16 protein-coding genes are annotated in these 18,867 nt (G+C 39.0%); 8 read left to right on the forward strand and 8 right to left on the reverse strand.

Going from position 1 to position 18,867, the window contains the following annotated elements:
• Positions 1–29: 29 nt before the first annotated feature.
• The 3 genes from fumC to MWU82_RS04035 all read right to left on the reverse strand — a co-directional run bounded on the left by fumC (position 30) and on the right by MWU82_RS04035 (position 4,118).
• On the reverse strand, positions 30–1,427 hold the full coding sequence (fumC, locus tag MWU82_RS04025; RefSeq protein ID WP_215949907.1) for a class II fumarate hydratase: 1,398 nt from the start codon (positions 1,425–1,427) through the stop codon (positions 30–32).
• 91 nt (positions 1,428–1,518) lie between these two features.
• Positions 1,519–1,929 (reverse strand): thiol-disulfide oxidoreductase DCC family protein, encoded by a 411-nt coding sequence (locus MWU82_RS04030; RefSeq protein WP_215949906.1) that lies wholly within the window; start codon positions 1,927–1,929, stop codon positions 1,519–1,521.
• Positions 1,930–1,946: 17 nt separating this feature from the next.
• The gene (locus MWU82_RS04035) at positions 1,947–4,118 is read right to left on the reverse strand and encodes a DNA mismatch repair protein MutS (protein WP_247095306.1); all 2,172 of its coding nucleotides are present in this window, start codon (positions 4,116–4,118) and stop codon (positions 1,947–1,949) included.
• 241 nt (positions 4,119–4,359) lie between these two features.
• Between MWU82_RS04035 and MWU82_RS04040 the strand changes: the two genes are divergently transcribed.
• Entirely contained in the window at positions 4,360–5,409 is a 1,050-nt protein-coding gene (locus MWU82_RS04040; protein ID WP_215949904.1) for a DUF6340 family protein, read from the forward strand.
• A 309-nt stretch (positions 5,410–5,718) separates the two neighbouring features.
• Positions 5,719–6,768, forward strand: a complete 1,050-nt coding sequence (locus tag MWU82_RS04045; protein WP_247095307.1) for a DUF6340 family protein — start codon at positions 5,719–5,721, stop codon at positions 6,766–6,768.
• A gap of 71 nt (positions 6,769–6,839) precedes the next feature.
• On the opposite strand, the gene MWU82_RS04050 is transcribed toward MWU82_RS04045, so the two are convergent.
• Genes MWU82_RS04050 through MWU82_RS04065 form a run of 4 tightly spaced genes read right to left on the reverse strand, consistent with a single transcriptional unit; the run spans position 6,840 to position 11,931 of the window.
• On the reverse strand, positions 6,840–8,660 hold the full coding sequence (locus tag MWU82_RS04050) for an ABC transporter ATP-binding protein (RefSeq protein WP_247095308.1): 1,821 nt from the start codon (positions 8,658–8,660) through the stop codon (positions 6,840–6,842).
• Positions 8,660–10,369: a phospho-sugar mutase gene (locus MWU82_RS04055; RefSeq protein ID WP_247095309.1), complete on the reverse strand. Its 1,710-nt coding sequence runs from the start codon at positions 10,367–10,369 to the stop codon at positions 8,660–8,662. Before MWU82_RS04055 ends, MWU82_RS04050 begins: the two co-directional genes overlap by 1 nt.
• Before the next feature lie 45 nt (positions 10,370–10,414).
• Positions 10,415–11,371 carry a glycosyltransferase family 2 protein gene (locus MWU82_RS04060; RefSeq protein ID WP_247095310.1) on the reverse strand — a complete coding sequence of 319 codons (957 nt, stop codon included), beginning with the start codon at positions 11,369–11,371 and terminating at the stop codon, positions 10,415–10,417.
• A 35-nt stretch (positions 11,372–11,406) separates the two neighbouring features.
• Positions 11,407–11,931 (reverse strand): DUF4199 domain-containing protein, encoded by a 525-nt coding sequence (locus MWU82_RS04065; protein ID WP_247095311.1) that lies wholly within the window; start codon positions 11,929–11,931, stop codon positions 11,407–11,409.
• A gap of 167 nt (positions 11,932–12,098) precedes the next feature.
• On the opposite strand from MWU82_RS04065, the gene MWU82_RS04070 reads away from it, so the two are divergent.
• From MWU82_RS04070 to mtaB, 3 genes are all read left to right on the forward strand, one after another.
• Positions 12,099–12,350 (forward strand): type B 50S ribosomal protein L31, encoded by a 252-nt coding sequence (locus tag MWU82_RS04070; RefSeq protein ID WP_031443897.1) that lies wholly within the window; start codon positions 12,099–12,101, stop codon positions 12,348–12,350.
• A gap of 67 nt (positions 12,351–12,417) precedes the next feature.
• Positions 12,418–13,593, forward strand: coding sequence for a GlmU family protein (locus MWU82_RS04075; RefSeq protein WP_215949898.1), 1,176 nt, complete (start codon positions 12,418–12,420; stop codon positions 13,591–13,593).
• A gap of 126 nt (positions 13,594–13,719) precedes the next feature.
• Positions 13,720–15,060, forward strand: a complete 1,341-nt coding sequence (gene mtaB, locus MWU82_RS04080; RefSeq protein WP_215949956.1) for a tRNA (N(6)-L-threonylcarbamoyladenosine(37)-C(2))-methylthiotransferase MtaB — start codon at positions 13,720–13,722, stop codon at positions 15,058–15,060.
• A 91-nt stretch (positions 15,061–15,151) separates the two neighbouring features.
• Here the strand turns inward: mtaB and MWU82_RS04085 are convergent, their stop codons facing one another.
• Positions 15,152–15,445 carry a GNAT family N-acetyltransferase gene (locus MWU82_RS04085; protein WP_072861005.1) on the reverse strand — a complete coding sequence of 98 codons (294 nt, stop codon included), beginning with the start codon at positions 15,443–15,445 and terminating at the stop codon, positions 15,152–15,154.
• A 156-nt stretch (positions 15,446–15,601) separates the two neighbouring features.
• On the opposite strand from MWU82_RS04085, the gene MWU82_RS04090 reads away from it, so the two are divergent.
• From MWU82_RS04090 to cls, 3 genes are all read left to right on the forward strand, one after another.
• Positions 15,602–16,279: an alpha/beta hydrolase gene (locus MWU82_RS04090; RefSeq protein WP_247095312.1), complete on the forward strand. Its 678-nt coding sequence runs from the start codon at positions 15,602–15,604 to the stop codon at positions 16,277–16,279.
• Between the two features lie 126 nt (positions 16,280–16,405).
• Positions 16,406–17,362: a lytic transglycosylase domain-containing protein gene (locus tag MWU82_RS04095; protein ID WP_215949897.1), complete on the forward strand. Its 957-nt coding sequence runs from the start codon at positions 16,406–16,408 to the stop codon at positions 17,360–17,362.
• Positions 17,362–18,825 carry a cardiolipin synthase gene (cls, locus tag MWU82_RS04100; RefSeq protein WP_247095314.1) on the forward strand — a complete coding sequence of 488 codons (1,464 nt, stop codon included), beginning with the start codon at positions 17,362–17,364 and terminating at the stop codon, positions 18,823–18,825. Before MWU82_RS04095 ends, cls begins: the two co-directional genes overlap by 1 nt.
• The last annotated feature ends 42 nt before the right edge of the window (positions 18,826–18,867 follow it).

The following is an 18,867-nucleotide window of genomic DNA, read 5'->3' on the forward strand; positions in this document are numbered from 1 at the left end:
TGGCCTTTTTTAATTATTGACTTCAAGTATTAATCCAAGGTACCTACCATATCTTCAGGTTTTACCCACTCATCATATTCTTCAGCGGTTACATATCCTAAATTAATAGCCTCTTCCTTTAAAGTAGTACCATTTTTATGGGCAGTATTGGCAATTTCCGCAGCCTTGTAATAACCTATTTTAGTGTTCAGGGCCGTAACCAACATTAAGGAATTGTTCAAAAGTTGCTTAATTACATCGTGGTTAGGTTCTATACCTACGGCACAATTCTCGTCGAAACTAACACAGGCATCCCCTATAAGTTGGGCAGATTGCAATATGTTCGCTGCCATCATAGGTTTAAAAACATTTAGTTCATAATGCCCTTGGGTTCCACCTACGGTTATGGCTACATCGTTCCCCATCACTTGGGCACAAACCATGGTCAGCGCCTCACATTGTGTTGGATTTACTTTTCCGGGCATAATAGAACTACCTGGTTCGTTCGCGGGAATAATAATTTCACCGATTCCTGATCTTGGTCCGGAAGCCATCATTCTTATATCATTGGCTATTTTATTTAGACTTACCGCCAATTGCTTTAAGGCACCATGTGTTTCTACTATGGCATCATGGGATGCCAAGGCCTCAAACTTGTTGTCAGCAGTTTTAAAGGGTAGTCCGGTAAATCTGGCTATATATTGTGAAACCAATACATCATAACCTTTGGGAGCATTTAAACCGGTTCCTACGGCAGTACCTCCAAGCGCCAATTCACTCAAATGATCCAAGGTATTGTCCAAAGCTTTTAGTCCATGATCCAGTTGGGAAACATAACCGGAAATTTCTTGGCCCAAGGTTAGGGGAGTGGCATCCATTAAATGCGTTCGCCCTATTTTTACCACCTTGGCAAATTCCTTGGATTTTTTATCCAACGTATTCCTAAGTTGCGTAATTCCCGGTATGGTAACTTCAACAATCTTTTTATAGGCCGCGATATGCATTCCGGTAGGAAAAGTATCGTTGGAAGACTGCGATTTATTTACATCATCATTGGGTTGAATCGTTTTTTCACCTTCCCCTATCTTTTTCCCAGCCAATTCATGGGCCCTATTGGCGATAACCTCGTTAACGTTCATGTTGCTTTGGGTCCCCGAGCCGGTTTGCCATATTACCAAAGGAAATTGATCATCGTGCTTACCATCTAAAATTTCATCGCATACTTGGGCAATTCGATCTCTTTTCTCTTCAGAAAGTACCCCCAACTCAAAATTAGCGTAGGCCGCCGCTTTTTTTAAATAGGCAAATCCATAAACTACATCCAAGGGCATTGATGCCGCCGGACCAATTTTAAAATTATTTCTCGAGCGTTCGGTTTGAGCTCCCCAATATCTGTTGGACGGCACTTTAACCTCGCCCATGGTATCCTTTTCTATACGGTATTCCATAATTTAAATTGAGTTTATTGATAATTACAAATTTACATTTATCTTGTTAAGTAATAAAATTTCCAAATGGGATAAGAAGGTACTTTTCCTGTTATAAAAACTTAGATTTTAGTTCCGGAGTGGGAATCATACAGGCATCCTTTTTACCATACCATTTATACCTGTTCTTGGCAATATAGTCATACACCCAGTTTCTTATTTTTTCGGGTATCCATTCGAACACGCTTGTCAACTGCCAGACTCCTCCAAAAGACTGGGCAATTTTAAGGGCTGCGGTAGATTTGGTGTAATAGGCCACACCTGGCTCTATTAGAATAATGGAATCGATCTGGGAGGTATCTATCCCGCGTTCTTTAACTAAATTCTTTCCAATTTCGCTTTGCAGTGCTGCAAACTTATACGCATTGCTTTTATCGTGTTTAATAACGTACTGGACAGAACTATTGCAAAGGTTGCAAACTCCGTCAAAGAGAATTATTTTATTATTTTCAATCATTTCCATAGTGGTCCAACCACTTTTTACATTTTTCTTTCTACCAATTCCAGTTGGTCTACCGCAACATTAGTGGTAAAAATACCATAGTTGACAATAGCTTTGTTCTTTTCCAAACTATCTATACTACCTACGGCCTTTCCATCCATAAGGCGTACACGGTCGCCTACTTTAAATACCGGACGTGGCTTATTTTTTTCCTTTACTTCGGCTTTCTTTTTCTCAACTTTTTTCTTTTCGCGGATTACCTCCACCTTTTTTATCACCTCTTGTTCTACCTTGGCCTTCTTTTCCTTTTGGGCCTTTACTTCTTTTACAGTTTGTTTTTTGCGCTTACTATTCTCGGTTTCCACAATACGTATCAATTCAGAAACCAAATTACGCTTCTTTTTATCCTGAAAATATTTTTCCGCAGCCGTATTTACCTTATTTCCCAAATAGATCATCCGTTGGTTATGGTCGTACAGTTCCTGATAGTTTTCCAATTTGGATTTGATCTTGGAATTAAGGTCCTCCAATTTTTGGGCTTCCGTCCTGGCCTTGGATTCCTCTTCTTGAAGCCTGGAACCGGTTTTCTCCATTTTACTACGCTCCTTTTGAAGTTTGGCAATGGTGGCATCAAAACGGACCTTACCGCGCTCTATTTTCTTTTTAGCCTTGTTTATGAGGCTATAGGGAATGCCATTCTTTTGTGCCACTTCAAAAGTAAAGGAACTACCGGCCTGTCCCAATACCAATTGATAAGTGGGTTCCAACGATTTTCCATCAAAAAGCATATTGGCATTGGTAACATGGGGCAATTCATTGGCCAATAGTTTCAGATTGGCATAATGGGTGGTAATAACCCCGTAGGCACCTCTTTCATAGAACACCTCCAAGAAAGTCTCGGCCAGGGCACCACCCAATTCCGGATCACTCCCGGTTCCAAATTCATCGATCAGAAAAAGGGTCTTGTCGTTGCATCTACGCAAGAAATAATTCATGTTCTTCAATCGGTAACTATAGGTGCTGAGATGGTTTTCTATGGATTGGTTGTCCCCAATATCGGTCAGTACATTATCGAATAAACAGACCTTGGACCGCTCATGTACTGGGATCAACAAACCGCTCTGCAGCATTACCTGTAAAAGACCAATGGTTTTCAGGGTAATACTTTTTCCCCCGGCATTAGGTCCCGATATAACGATAATTCTGTTCTCGGAATGCAGGGCAATGGTTTGTGGATATGTTTTTTCTTTTTTGTATTTATTGCTCAAAAACAACAAGGGATGATAGGCATCCCTTAAATAAAGCTCCCCATTTTCACTAATTTCTGGCAAGAGAGCATCCATTTCCAGAGCATATTTTGCTTTGGACGCCGTAATGTCGATATGAACCAGAAAATCTTGATAAGCATATAATTCAGGCGCAAAAGGCCGTATACGGTTGGTTAGATCGTTCAGTATTTTTTGTATCTCCTCCCGTTCCTCGAATTCCAGGTTCCCGAGTTCCCTACTGTACCTAAGGGTAGCCTCCGGTTCAATGTAGACAATACTTCCAGTTTTGGAGGTTCCCATAACGGCTCCCTTTACTTTTTTTCGATACATGCTCTTTACGGCAAGTACCCGTCTATTATCTACAACGGATTCCCTGATCTCGTCCAAAAGTTCCGAGGCGTGATAGGTATTGAGCGCAGTGGCAAAACTTTGATTTATTTTGCCCTTAACCACAACCATTTGAGAACGGATATTTTGTAGGTTGTTGGAGGCATTATCCTTTATTTCCCCAAATTTATCTATGACAGCCTCAATATTTCGAGGAATTTCAGTATTCAGGGTAACACTATCGGAAACGGCATAAAGCAGGGGATAGTACTCCTTAAATTTTAAAAAGAACTTAATATGGGTTGCAACTGTGGTACAAATGGAACCTATTTTCTTGAATCCACCTACTTCCAAAGTGGTATTCTCAATTTTAAGGAGTTTCAACTCCGAATTAATGGCATCAAAGTTATGATTGGGAATCCTATTGTCGTTGGAGTAAGAGGCCAAATACTCGGAAGTCTGTCCCAAAACGTCCAATAATTCGGTTTTCTCGGATATTGGTTCCAAATTAGTTACCTGTTCCTTTCCGAGCTCTGTGGTGCATCGGGCAGCCAATTGCAGTAGAACGGTATTAAACTCGAGATCTTGAAGCGTTTTTGAACTTATTTTATTCATTTATTCAATTTTCCTTTCCATAAGGATTTATAACCTTCAAAGGTAAGGAATAGGTGCAATATGGGAAGACTGTAAATGCATGTATTTGTTGCCATGGTCCACCTTTTTTTAGTCTAAAGACCTGACCAAACTATAGAAAAGTAGAGGAATGTTGGTTCCTAGAACAATATTTTTGGCACAGTATATGTTTTATAGCTAGGCTATTACAATAGTTTTATTTAGTAACCACTAAAACCACCACATGAAAAACCATAAATTAATACTCGGATATATTGGTATAGGAATTTTATTAATGTCCTGTAGTGCCACCAATAATTTAACGATGGGAGCCACAGAACCAGCCATAGTGCATCTTCCCAATGATATACAGAGAATAGGTATTATTAATAGAAGTTTGCCTTCTGAAGGCAATAAGCAAATTGACAAAATAGACCAGATATTGTCCGCCGAAGGACTTAATCTCGATAAAAAAGGGGCCGAAGTTGCCATTAACGCTTTGTCCGATGAATTGGCAGGCACAGGAAGGTTCGAAGAAATACTTATTTTGGATAACGAAACTGAAATAAGAAAAGGACTGGATGTCTTTCCGGCCAGCTTGTCCTGGGAGACAATAGAAGAGATTTGTGCGGCCAACGGTGTTGATGCTATTTTTTCCTTGGCATTTTATGATACGGATACACAGGTTTCCTATAAACCATCCGTAATGCAACTTCCCAATAGTTTGGGAGTTAAAGTGTCGGTACCGGCCCATGAAGTCACTCTGAACACACTTATAAAAAATGGATGGCGTATCTATAACCCCCGTACCAGACAAATCGTGGACGAATTTATGTACACAGACCATTTGGTATCCTCAGGAAGAGGTATTAACCCGGTAAAGGCAATAGAAGCCGTAGCTCGCAGGAACGAAGCTGTTGAAGAGTTAAGCAAAAATATTGGTTATGCCTATGGGTCCAGGATATCCCCATATAGACATAGGATCACTAGGGACTACTTTGTACGTGGAACCGACAATTTCGTAGTGGCCAAAAGAAGGGCACAAACCGGGGATTGGCAAGGTGCTGCCCAACTTTGGGAAAAAGAATTGGGTAATTCCAAGTCGAAAATTGCAGGAAGGGCCTGCTACAATATGGCGATAATAAATGAGATCAACGGGGATTTGAATGCCGCCATGGATTGGGCTTCAAAGTCTTACGCGGATTATGATAATAAGGATGCGCTTAGATATTTAAATATTCTTAAATACCGATTATCACAAAATGAAGTCTTGGAGCAACAAGCATCGCGATAAACTTAACTGTCCTCTATAAGGAATATTTCATTGGAATATAACAACTTAAAAGTCCGTTATCCATAAAATTGGAAACGGACTTTTTTAATTAAATACATATTCTTACAACAAAACTACAGTTTCGGCAATGTTTCTAAAACTAAATCAAAAACGCTGTTACAAAGGCAATTTTCCTGAAAAAAAGGCAAAATAGCCCTAAAATTCAATGGTTTAGGGGAGAATGGACAATATTTCCCCTATAAAATGAGTTTTACAAAGGTTATGATATTACGTCTAATTTTTTTTAAGATCGAATTTATTTTACAAAGCATGAGCAAGTTTTGTTTCCAGTTTTTTTTATTTAGCCTTATAGCTTTAACTGTAGGTTGCGGTTCCACTAAAGAAATTGTACTTCAAACCATGGAACCTTCACCTGTACATATTTCTCAAAAAATTAAAAGGATAGGCATCGTTAATAGGAGCATACGACCAGAGGTAGAAGAGGATGAAACAGGCCTTAACAGAATGGTGGCCGCCGAAGAGCAATGGCTTTTGGAGCAGGGGAGGAATGCTGCCCTTACAGGATTGTTCAACGAATTGCTAAAGGACAATCGTTTTGAAACTATTAAAATCCTGGATTCGGTACCTCAAGAAATTTTGCATTTTGAGATGGTAAACGATTCTATTTCATGGACCTCTGTCGAAAACATTTGTAATGCGTACGATGTGGATGCCATATTTTCTATGGCCTTTTTTGATACGGAAACCACAGTATCCATAAAGAAAACATCTATGATGCAACCAAACCTCATGAGGGTGAAGGTAAAGGTACCGGCCCAAGAGCTTACCTTGGAAACCCTTATTGAAAATGGATGGAAAATATACTATCCAAAATCAAAGGAAATTATTGATGAGATAGTATTTAACGATCAAATTATATCCAAGGGGAAAGGCACCAATCCTTTAGAGGCTTATAAGGCCATAGAGGGCAGAATGGAAACCCTTGTGGAACAGAGCAAGGCCACGGGCAGCAACTATGGACAGCGACTATTACCGTTCGAAAACAGTGTTGAGAGATCATATTTTGTTCGTGGCACCACCAATTTCGAACAGGCTTGTGTGTTAGTGGAAAATGGGGACTGGCAGGGAGCATCACAACTTTGGGAAAAGGAATTGGATAATTCCAATTCCAAAATTGCCGGCCGCGCCTGTTACAATATGGCAGTTATGCACGAAATTAATGGCGACTTGACTGCAGCTATGGATTGGGCATCAAAATCCTATAAGGACCATAAAAACAAGAATGCCATGGAATATTTGGATATACTTAAATATAGGTCTTTCCAAAACCAAATTTTGGAACAACAGGTTTCTAGATAATTATACAATCAAATAGTCCAAAGTACAATTATCAAGTGGACCACCACAATGTTTTAAGGCTTGTACAAGCCTTAAAAAGACTGCATGGTGACCAACTTTTTGTAAACTCCATCTTTTTCCATTAGTTGTGTATGGGAACCTTGTTCCACAATCTCACCCTTTTGCAAAACTACTATAGTATTGGCATTTTGTATGGTGGAAAGCCTGTGCGCTATGACAATGGAGGTTCTATTCTGCATCATTTTTTCCAAAGCATCCTGAACCAATCTTTCGCTTTCCGTATCCAAGGCAGAGGTAGCCTCATCCAGAATCATAATAGGCGGGTTTTTAAGAACGGCCCTGGCAATGGACAGCCTTTGTTTTTGTCCGCCGCTTAATTTATTTCCGCTATCCCCAATATTGGTATTATATCCTTGGGGCAGCTCACTAATGAAATCGTGGGCATTGGCTATTTTAGCGGCTTCAATTATTTCTTCCTCCGTGGCATCCTCTTTTCCGAGTCCAATATTATTTTTAACGGTATCGTTGAATAAAATAGAATCTTGGGTAACAAGTCCCATTAAATTGCGAAGTGATTTTTTGCTAAAATCCCGAATATCGATACCATCAATTTTTATCTCACCCTCATTAACATCATAAAAGCGTGTCATTAGGTTGGCAATTGTACTTTTTCCGCTTCCGGATTGGCCTACCAGTGCTACGGTCTGGCCTTTGGGAACCTTTAGGTTAAATTTTTTCAGCACATACTCATCCTCATATTTAAAGGAAACATTTTTAATGTCTATTCCTTGTTCAAAATTGGGTTTTACAACAGCATCCTTCTTTTCAACAATTGGATTTTCGGTTTCCAAAATTTCCAAAACCCGTTCTGCAGCCGCATTTCCCTTTTTCACGCCGTAGGAAGCCTTGCTAATCGCTTTTGCAGGTGTAAGAATTTGATATGCCAGACCCATGTAAGTAATAAAAACACTTGCTTCCAATGATTTTTCCACCAAAACCATTCTTCCACCATACCATAATAAAATACCTATGACAGTTATACCCAGAAATTCGCTTGACGGGGAAGCTAAATTTTGCCTATTTAACAGACTATTTGAAAATCTATAAAATCTTGAGGTTGATTTTTGGAAAATAGAATTGAAACGACCTTCAGCATTAAAAGCCTTAATAACTCTTAAACCACCCAAAGTTTCTTCAAGAATTGATAAAAAATAACCTTGCTCTTTCTGAACCCTATCTGACTTACGCTTTAATGATTTTCCAATTAAGGAGATAAGAAAACCTGATAAAGGAAGAAAAATAAAGACAAATAGAGTTAATTTAGGACTAAGGGCAACCATAGCGAGTATTGTAAAAACAATGGTAAGCGGTTCTCTAACTATTAGTTCCAAAACGGATAGAAATGAATGTTGAATTTCCAATACATCGGAAGTAATTCTTGCAATTGTATCTCCTTTTCTTTTTTCCGAATAAAAACCAATTGGCAAGTCTATTGTTTTGGCATAGAGTGCATTTCGTAAATCCTTTAATACACCATTTCTAAGAAAGGTGATAAAGTACATAGCTAGATATCCAAAAAGGTTTTTTAAGAAAAACATTCCTATAACCAATGCAACCATAGTCATAAGTAACTGTCCTTGATCTTCACTTAGATTCTCCGTAACATAATAATTAAGATATGTGTCCAAATACTTTTGAACATCGCCAATACCCGTCCAAATTGGTTTTTCAGTAACCGCTTCCGTTTGTTTAAAAAGTACGGTTAACATTGGGAACAATGAAAGCATTGCGAGAGTACTAAACAATGCGTAAAGTATATTGGCAATAATATTTAAAAAAGCATATTTTTTGTAGGGTTTCGCAAAGCGAAGAATCTTTTTAAAATACTCCATTAACCTATATTCAGTTCTTTAAGGATTCTTTCAATTTTAGCATCCAACTCAGCGTCTACTTTTTTGTAATCGGCCGCGTTCTTCAATTTAGTGTTGATACTAAAATAAAATTTGATCTTAGGCTCCGTGCCACTGGGCCTGGCAGCCATTTTGGTGCCATCTTCGGTAATGTATATCAATACATTGGATTTTGGAATATCTATTGGGGTTACCTTACTTGTTATTACGTTTTTAGAAGTCGCCGTATTGTAATCTTCAACGGTTACCACTTTGGAACCATCGATAGCTTCAACGGGATTGTCCTTGAAATCGATCATCATTTGTTTAATTTCTTCCGCTCCCGACATTCCTTTCTTGGTCAAGGAAATCAATTTTTCCTTAAAGAACCCGTAGTCCACATAGCAATCTATAAGGTCCTTGTAGAACGAACTGCCGTTTGCTTTGGCGTTGGCGCCTATTTCACAAGCCAATAGGGTAGAGGTTACCGCATCCTTATCGCGTACAAAATCCCCTACCATAAAACCAAAACTTTCCTCGCCACCACCAATAAAAGGCTGGTCCGGGAAATCCTTGATCATTTTGGCTATCCATTTAAAACCTGTAAGGGCGGTCTTGCATTCCACCCCATAGCCCTTGGCCAAAGAGTCCATCATTGGCGTAGAAACAATGGTGGAGGCAATAAATTCTTTTCCTGTAATTCCTTTTTTCTTCCTTTGATCCAACAAAAACTTGGTCATCATGATCATGGTCTGGTTGCCGTTCAAAATCTTCATTTCGCCCTCCAGGTTGCGCACCGCCACTCCTAGACGGTCACTATCCGGATCGGTACCAATAACCATATCCGCACCAATTTCCTCTGCCTTTTTAATGGCCATGGATAGGGCCTCGGGCTCTTCAGGGTTTGGCGATACTACAGTTGGAAAATCACCATCTGGTTTGGCTTGTTCCTCAATAACGGTAACATTTTTATACCCGGCCCTTTTAAGTACCTCAGGGATTACGGTAATAGAAGTTCCATGAAGGGAGGTAAAGACAATTTTAAAATCGTCTTTGCCCTTGGCATTGAAGTTCCCATTTTTAACCGATGCTTCAATAAAGGCTTCATCTACCTTTTTGTCTATTAATTCTATTAAACTTTCATCCGCATTGAATTTGATGTCCTCAAAAGCAAGGCTATTTATTTCGCTAACTATGGCACCGTCCTGAGGTGGTACTATTTGTCCCCCATCTGTCCAATAAACTTTGTAACCGTTGTATTCCGGTGGGTTATGCGAAGCCGTTAAAACAATACCGGCGTGGCAGTTAAGGTATTTTACAGCGAAAGATAGTTCAGGGGTAGTTCGCAGTTCCGAAAAAAGGAAGACTTTAATACCATTGGCAGCAAAAACTTGGGCAACGGTCCTGGCCAAAGTGTCACTATTATGTCTACAGTCATAGGCAATGACTACTTTTACCTGTTCCTTATTATAAACTTGCTTTAAGTAGTTACTAAGGCCTTGGGTACTTTTTCCCAAAGTGTACTTATTTATTCTATTGGTACCGGCACCCATAATTCCCCGCATCCCACCAGTCCCAAATTCAAGGTTCTTATAAAAGCGGTCTTTTAACTCTTCGGTATTGTTGTCAATTAACTTTTGAATCTCGTTTTTGGTCTTGTCGTCGAAAAAATCGGTCAACCAATTTTTGGCGTTTTTCAGTATGGCTTCCATAGTCATTTGGTGTTATATGTTCTTAAAAATACAAAGAATATTCATTTATTTTTCGGTCAGATTTATTTCTTCGGTGATATTGTAACGGGTTTCATTCTTGCGAGATCTTACCATTATTTCGCCTAAAAAGCCTGCAAGGAAAAGTTGTGTTCCTATAACCATGGCTATCAGTGCAATATAAAATTGTGGTCGCTCCGTAATGAGTCGCCCAAAAGGGTTAATAAATACTTTATCTATACCTAAATAAAGGGCAAATCCAAAACCAATGGTAAACATTAGGACTCCCAAAGCACCAAAAAGGTGCATAGGCCGTTTTCCAAACTTGGAAACGAACCAGATGGTAATCAGATCCAAAAAGCCATTTATAAAGCGGTCCATACCAAATTTGGTCTTGCCATATTTCCTGGCCTGGTGCTGTACTACCTTTTCATCTATTTTATGAAATCCAGCACTTTTGGCCAAAACGGGAATATAGCGGTGCATTTCCCCAGAGACCTCAATGGTTTTTACAACCTCTTTCTTATAGGCTTTTAGTCCACAATTAAAATCGTGCAGCCTTACCCCGGAAGTTTTGCGTGCGGCCCAATTAAATAACTTGGAGGGAAGGTTTTTACTGAGTATGGAGTCGTATCTTTTTTTCTTCCATCCTGAAATAAGATCAAAGCCCTCTTGTTTGATCATGTGGTATAATTCTGGGATTTCCTCAGGGTTATCCTGTAGATCCGCATCCATAGTGATCACTACATCGCCTTGAGCTGCTTTAAATCCGGCATGAAGGGCCTGTGATTTTCCAAAATTCTTTAAGAAGCGTATACCCTTAACATTGGGATTGGACTTGCCCAATTTGGTGATAATGTCCCAAGAACCATCGGTACTTCCATCATCAATAAAAAGTATTTCATATAAAAAATGATTGGATTGCATTACGCGTACAATCCAATCATGCAGTTCTGTCAACGATTCTTCTTCGTTAAGTAAGGGAATTATTATAGATATATTCATTCGGTACTTATGGAAAATCTTTTCAAAAGTACAAATTACTGAATAGTTTCTTTCTTTTTTAAAATTAAAGCAGGAATAAGTGATAATATAAAACTTGACACTACTATATAAACCAATCCAAAAACGATTTGCATTGATGTTGTTGAGAATTTTTTGGCCATTTCCATTTGGGCATCAATTTGCGCTGGAGTCATTTTAGGATTTTCCATAAGCAAGCCCTTTTGGTATTCCATGGCCTTGTTCATCATTTCAGGGTCAATTACCCCTGCGAGGATCTGATTGAATATAATCCCAATGATACCAGCTATCAAACCAATTCCCACACCAACTTTTAATCCTTGCCCAAAGGACATAAAACCTCCATTGTCCTTTTTAAATTGCACCATGCCAATAGCGATAACCGCGATGGTTATTAGAAGGCTAACACCCATTACCATAGGGCCACCCTGATAATGCATATCCAACGAATATAACATCAATAAAAACGCTACACTTATGGCGCCTAGGATAAGTCCATAGGTTAAAGCATACTTTCCAGTTTTTAGTTTGGTTTCTTCCATGTTGATTAAATATTTTATAGTTTTTATGGTTAGTGGTAACAGAGCTAAATTTGTTACATTTAAAGGTAGCTAATTTTTATTTTTCTTTTTTGAGGTTTTAAGTTGTTCTTTTCAGAAAAATATTTAAATTTGCACCTCGAAATTAAGCAGGAACAAACGTTTTTACAATGAAAAAAGATATACATCCAGGGAATTATAGATTGGTAGCCTTTAAGGACATGTCCAATGAAGAGGTTTTTATCACTAAATCCACAGCCGATACCAAAGAAACTTTAGATGTTGATGGAGTTGAATATCCATTGGTTAAATTGGAAATTTCAAGAACTTCACATCCATTCTACACTGGTAAGGCCAAATTTTTGGATACTGCAGGACGTATCGATAAATTTAAAAGCAAGTACGAGAAGTTCAAAAAATAATATTTTCTTTACAAAAGAGTTATTAAGTCACGCAGTTGCGTGACTTTTTTTGTTATAATTTAGTTGTATGAACTATATTCTTTTTGACGGTACGGTAAGAAGGGCCTTGTTGCCGTTCACCTTTACCAGACCGGTTGCAGATATTAGGATAGGAATTCTCACCATCAGGGAAAAGTGGGAAAAACACCTAGGTAATACTATCACCACTATAACCGAGGATTATCTTTCGGAAAGATTTCCTATGGTGGAAATGGACGAGAACGTACTTATAAATGCTTCCTTTTTGCCCAATACCGAATTGGTGGACCTGGTAACCAATTTAAATGAAAAGGAAGCTGTGTTCTTAGGTGAGGAGGTTATAGCCTTTTATACCAAGGAGACTCAGGAAGAAGTTGATTTTTCAACCTACACCCATATTGAATTTGAAGGTCCCGTACTACGGATTGAAAATACCTGGGATATCTTTTCAAAAAATGGAGAGGCGATGCAGGCAGATTTTGACCTGTTGACCAAGGGCAGAAAAAGTGCTCCCATCTCCAAGACCAATAGTTTGGTGAACCCGGAGAATATATTTTTGGAGGAAGGTGCCAGTGTTGAATACAGTATATTAAATGCCTCCGAAGGACCTATTTACTTAGGCAAGAATTCCGAAGTATGGGAAGGCAACCTTATTCGAGGTGGTTTTGCCCTATGCGAAAAGGCGGTGGTGAAAATGGGTGCCAGAATCTATGGCCCTACTACCGTGGGCCCCTATAGCAAAGTATGTGGCGAAATTTCCAATTCCGTGCTTATAGGATATTCCAGTAAGGGCCATGAAGGCTATCTTGGCAATTCGGTACTGGGGGAATGGTGCAACATAGGTGCCGATTCCAATAATTCCAATTTAAAGAATAATTACGCTAAGGTTCGCCTATGGAATTACGATACGGAGAAATTTGAACAGACCGGACTTCAGTTCTGTGGCCTCATGATGGGCGACCATAGCAAAACGGCCATAAATACCATGTTCAATACCGGAACGGTAATAGGTGTAAACTGCAATATTTATGTGCCCGGATTCCCTAGAAATTTTGTTCCCAGTTTTAGTTGGGGAGGTGCCTCCGGTTTCACTACATACCAACCACAAAAGGCTTATGAAGCCGCAAAGGTAATGATGGCGCGTAGGGGAGTGGAATTCAATGAAATGGACGCCAAGATATTGGACCACGTTTTCGAAGAAACCAGGAGGTGGCGTAAAGATTAACTTCAACGTAATAAATTAACCAAACCCTTGGCAATACCATATGGGTTCCCAATTATTGGTATATTTGCAAACGATTTGGATCAATGTATAAGAAACCGAAATGAATTCGGTCAAAGAAGAACAATGATGAAGAAAAAGGTCGCTTTCTATACTTTGGGCTGCAAGCTCAATTTCTCAGAAACTTCAACCATAGCTAGGGATTTGGTAGAGGAGGGCTTTGAGCGTGTTGATTTTTCCGAAAATGCGGATATGTATGTCATCAATACCTGTTCCGTTACGGAAAATGCGGATAAGCGATTTAAGTCGATCGTCAAGCAAGCACAAAAAAGCAATCCAAATGCATTTGTTGCAGCCATAGGCTGCTATGCACAGCTTAAACCGGAAGAATTGGCAGCAGTAGACGGTGTTGATCTGGTTTTGGGAGCCACCGAAAAATTTAAGATAGCAGATTATGTCAATGATCTTTCCAAAAACGATTTTGGCCAGGTACATTCCTGTGAAATAGAAGAGGCCGACTTTTATGTGGGCAGTTATGCCATTGGCGATCGAACCAGGGCATTTTTAAAGGTACAGGATGGCTGCGATTATAAATGCACCTATTGCACCATTCCTTTGGCCAGGGGGATTTCAAGAAGTGATACCCTTCAGAATGTATTAAACAATGCCGCCGAAATCTCATCAAAGGGCATCAAGGAAATTGTACTTACCGGCGTCAATATTGGCGATTATGGAAAAGGAGAGTTTGGCAATAAAAAACATGAGCATACTTTTTTAGATTTGGTAAAAGCGTTGGATAAGGTAGAAGGCATACATCGCTTACGAATTTCTTCCATTGAACCCAATTTATTAAAAAATGAAACTATAGATTTTGTGGCGCAAAGCAATTCCTTTGTTCCCCATTTCCATATTCCGCTTCAGAGCGGTAGTGATGCCATTTTAAAATTGATGAGCAGAAGATACCTCACCAACTTGTATGTGGATCGGGTTAAAAAAATTAGGGAAGTTATGCCAGACGCCTGTATTGGAGTCGATGTCATTGTTGGATTTCCTGGGGAAACCGAAGAACATTTTTTGGAAACCTATAATTTCCTTAATGAACTGGATATTTCCTATCTGCATGTATTTACATATTCTGAAAGGGACAACACCAAGGCAACGGAATTAACCGGAGTAGTTCCCAAAAAAGTAAGGAATAAGAGAAGTAAAATGCTGAGGGGGCTCTCTGTTAAAAAAAGAAGGGCTTTTTATGAAGGACAGTTGGGCGCTACAAGAACGGTATTATACGAAGCCGAAAACAAGGAGGGCTATATCCACGGATTTACCGAGAATTACGTAAAAATAAAAACACCATGGAATCCAAGCTTGGTGAATACCTTGCACGAAATAAAACTTACGGAAATTGATGATGATGGTATGGTAAGAGGTGTAGAAGTTGGCAGTATGGTATCTGCCCAGTCCTACAATTAATTACCTCCATTGATATGGTCAACTATTTTTAGTAGGAATCAAACACTAAAACAAAAAAAAAACCTCTCGATTATGAGAGGTTTTTTTATCGTTATATTCTAATTCCTACGGGAAGCATTTCTTTGTATTGTCGATTCTTTCTCAAGAAACCAGCAATTTGAGGGCTAGTAGGCACCACTCTTAAATTTTGTTCTTGGATATGGCTCAAGACACTTTTAATGAACTCTTCTTTAAAACCTTCCTTTGTTATTTCCTCAGGAATTACAAGTTTTGTTAAAAAAACTTTACGCTCTTGGGAAGAATACTCAATTTTAGCCAAGTGGCCGTCAACCCTGGCTTCAAATTGTCTCAAGAAACCATTGTCCTTAATTTCTACTTCATTCATATAGTTTGATTTTAAATAATGACTAATTTTGAATTATGATCATAACGTTCTCAAATTACAATCTAGGCTCATAAACTAAATAAACACATAAGCAGGGACGAAAAAGCCAAGAAAACAAAGTTAGTGAAAAAATAGTTATTATCCTATTAAAATAGTATGCTAGAAAACCAAACGGTCCAAAATAAAAAACATGTTTATTTCATGCCCGGCATGGCAGCCAACCCCTCCATTTTTGACAACATAAACTTACCATCGGAAACTTTCGAAAAACATTTCCTGGATTGGTCAGTTCCCGATAAGAATATTAGCCTGGAGGACTATGCCTTAAAAATGTCCAGTCTCATTAAACATGAGGATGCAGTCCTGATCGGGGTTTCCTTCGGTGGTATTCTGGTCCAGGAGATGGCAAAACACATTAAAGTAGGAAAGGTCATTATTATTTCGAGCGTCAAAAGTAATTCGGAATTGCCCAAAAGAATGATTTTTGCCAAGTATACCAAAGTACATAAGCTATTGCCTACCGGGTTAGTAAACAATATGGAATTATTGGCAAAATATGCCTTTGGCGAAACTGTCCCCAAACGTCTAGCACTTTATGAGCAGTATTTGTCCATCCGTGACAAATATTATCTGGATTGGTCCATAGATGCTATAGTAAATTGGAAACAAACCCATTACATGGAAGAAATAATTCATATTCATGGTGAAAATGACCCTGTCTTTCCCATAGGACATATAAAAAATTGCATTACAGTCAAAAATGGGACCCATACGATGATTATTCACCGGTCAAAATGGTTTAATGAACACTTACCTACAATTATTTTGCAATAAGGCAGTTCTATTTAATATCTTTGAAGTAGAAATAGGCACATGGCATGAGCTACCCAGGTAGGAAATCTGCCAATCCAATGTAGTAAGGCACTTAAGAAAATTTAGAAATTTAAAACAATTGAACAGATGAAGGTTATAAAGAATATTTTAATGATTTTGGGAGTTTTTTTCGTAGGAAGCACCTTAATTTTTGCGGTGCAAAATCAGTACAAGGAAACTGCCATGCTGGTCGAGAAGTCGGAGCCTAAAACAAATGATGGGGAGGAAGTGGGCTATCGTATAACAGCCATTGAGATTCCTGAAGATTTGAATTTCGCAGGTGAAGCGGTGCCTTTTGATGATCCAGAGATTATGGAACGTGTTGATCGCGAGTTTTTGGTGAATACCTATTGGCAGTCAAATGCCCTTTTGCTTATGAAAAGAGCCAATAAATTCTTCCCTATAATTGAGCCTATCTTAGCAAAAAATGGAATTCCGGACGACTTTAAATACTTGGCATTGGCAGAAAGCGGGCTTCAAAACGTGGTTTCTCCTGCAGGGGCCACAGGCTTTTGGCAGATAATGAGTGCCACAGGAAGAGAATACGGCCTGGAAATTAACAGCAATGTAGACGAAAGGTACCACGTTGAAAAATCGACTGAAGTAGCCTGTAAATACCTGAAAAGGTCGAAGGAGAAATTTGGCAGCTGGACCTTGGCTGCGGCAGCATACAACGCCGGGGCAGGAGGAATCCAAAAATATATGGGTATACAGAAAGCGGACGGCTACTATGATCTTCTGTTGGGCGAAGAAACAGGTCGCTACGTGTTTAGAATATTGGCCATTAAGGAAATACTATCCAATCCAGAGAAATACGGTTTTCATCTTGAAAAAGAGGATATGTATACGGCAGTTCCAACTTTTAATGTTGAAATTAATGAACCTGTGAGCAATTTTGCCGATTTTGCAAACCTTTACGAGATCAACTACAAAATTTTAAAGCGACATAACCCTTGGTTGAGGGAGCCACATTTAAATAATTCTTCCAGGAAGAAATATACTATAGAAATCCCAAATAAAGGATACTACAAGATTTCCAAATAATGGTCTCTTTCCTAAAGGATAACATTTGGCCATTTCTTTTAGGGATTAATTATTTGTTGGTTATCATTTTTTCGGTCTTAATCGTTCTTAAAAATAGGAATCCGGTTAAGACCTTGTCTTATATATTTGTTTTGGCAACATTACCCTTTATTGGGCTGCTGGTCTATTATTTTTTTGGTCAAGATTATAGAAAGGACAAGATTTTCGAAAAAAAATATGTCGAGGATAATGACCGACTAAAAAAATGGCGCAGCAGCTTCAGCCTCAATAATTCGGAAAGAGAGGATTTAAAGGAATTTCTTGGAGAAGGTATTTTTAAGATATACCGATTAATGCGGAATAACGAAAGGGCCGTGCTCACCTTTGATAACGAGGTTGATATCCTGATAAATGGAGAGGAAAAGTTTAAATATCTGAGGGAGGATCTAGAAAATGCCAAACACCACATACACCTGGAGTACTTTGTGTTGTTCGACAAAGGATTGGGAAGTGAGATTATTGAACTTCTATGTAAAAAGGCCCAGGAAGGAATAAGTGTTAGACTTATTTATGATGACGTAGGAAGCAATATTTCCAATGCCTACAAAAAGAAACTTTCAGACAGCGGCGTGAAGCATTTTGCGTTTATGCCTGTGTTGTTCTCCAACTCTACCAGCAAACTGAATTATAGGGACCATAGAAAGATAGTGGTCATTGACGGTAATATCGGATACGTTGGTGGCATTAATTTAGATCAGAAATACGACAACACCTTTAATAACGAAAGATACTGGAGAGATACTCATTTACGCATTAGGGGAGGAGCCGTAGGTGCCCTTCAATCCTCTTTTGTTTTAAGTTGGAATTTTGCTGCCAAGGATGCGATGGAAATCGAGAAAATTCTACTCCCGAAACAAAAGTCCGCTCCACAAAAACCTGTAGCAGTACAAGTTGCGGCAAGCGGTCCTGACAGTGATTGGGCCAATATAATGGAAGCCATGTTTTGCGCCATTAATTCGGCACATGAAAGTATATTGATCACAACGCCTTATTTTATGCCCAATTCAGCAATACTAACGGCTCTGACCACAGCAGCAAGAAGTGGGGTAGAAGTAAAAATTATAGTGCCGTACGAATCGGATTCAGTGGTGGCTCAATACGCCACTGATTCCTATATTGAGGAATGTTTATTTTCCGGCATCTCCATACATCGCTATAAAAAAGGGTTCATACATGCCAAGACCTTAGTTATAGATGATATGTTCTCCAGTATTGGTACAGCCAATATGGATTACCGAAGTTTCTCCATGAATTTTGAAATAAACGCCTTGTTATATAACAAGGACATCAATCAACAAATGCGAAAGCAATTCCATTTAGACCTTGAGGACTGTGACGAAGTTACCTTGGAACGTTGGCAGAACAGAAATATAATTAGACGACTAAAGGAATCCTTTAGCCGACTTTTTGCCCCCTTGCTTTAGATATCATTAGTATGGGTAGGACACCAAAACCGTTTAACCCCA

It is taken from the genome of Arenibacter sp. S6351L (assembly GCF_023016025.1).
In the GTDB taxonomy this organism is placed as follows: Bacteria; Bacteroidota; Bacteroidia; order Flavobacteriales; family Flavobacteriaceae; genus Arenibacter; species Arenibacter algicola_B.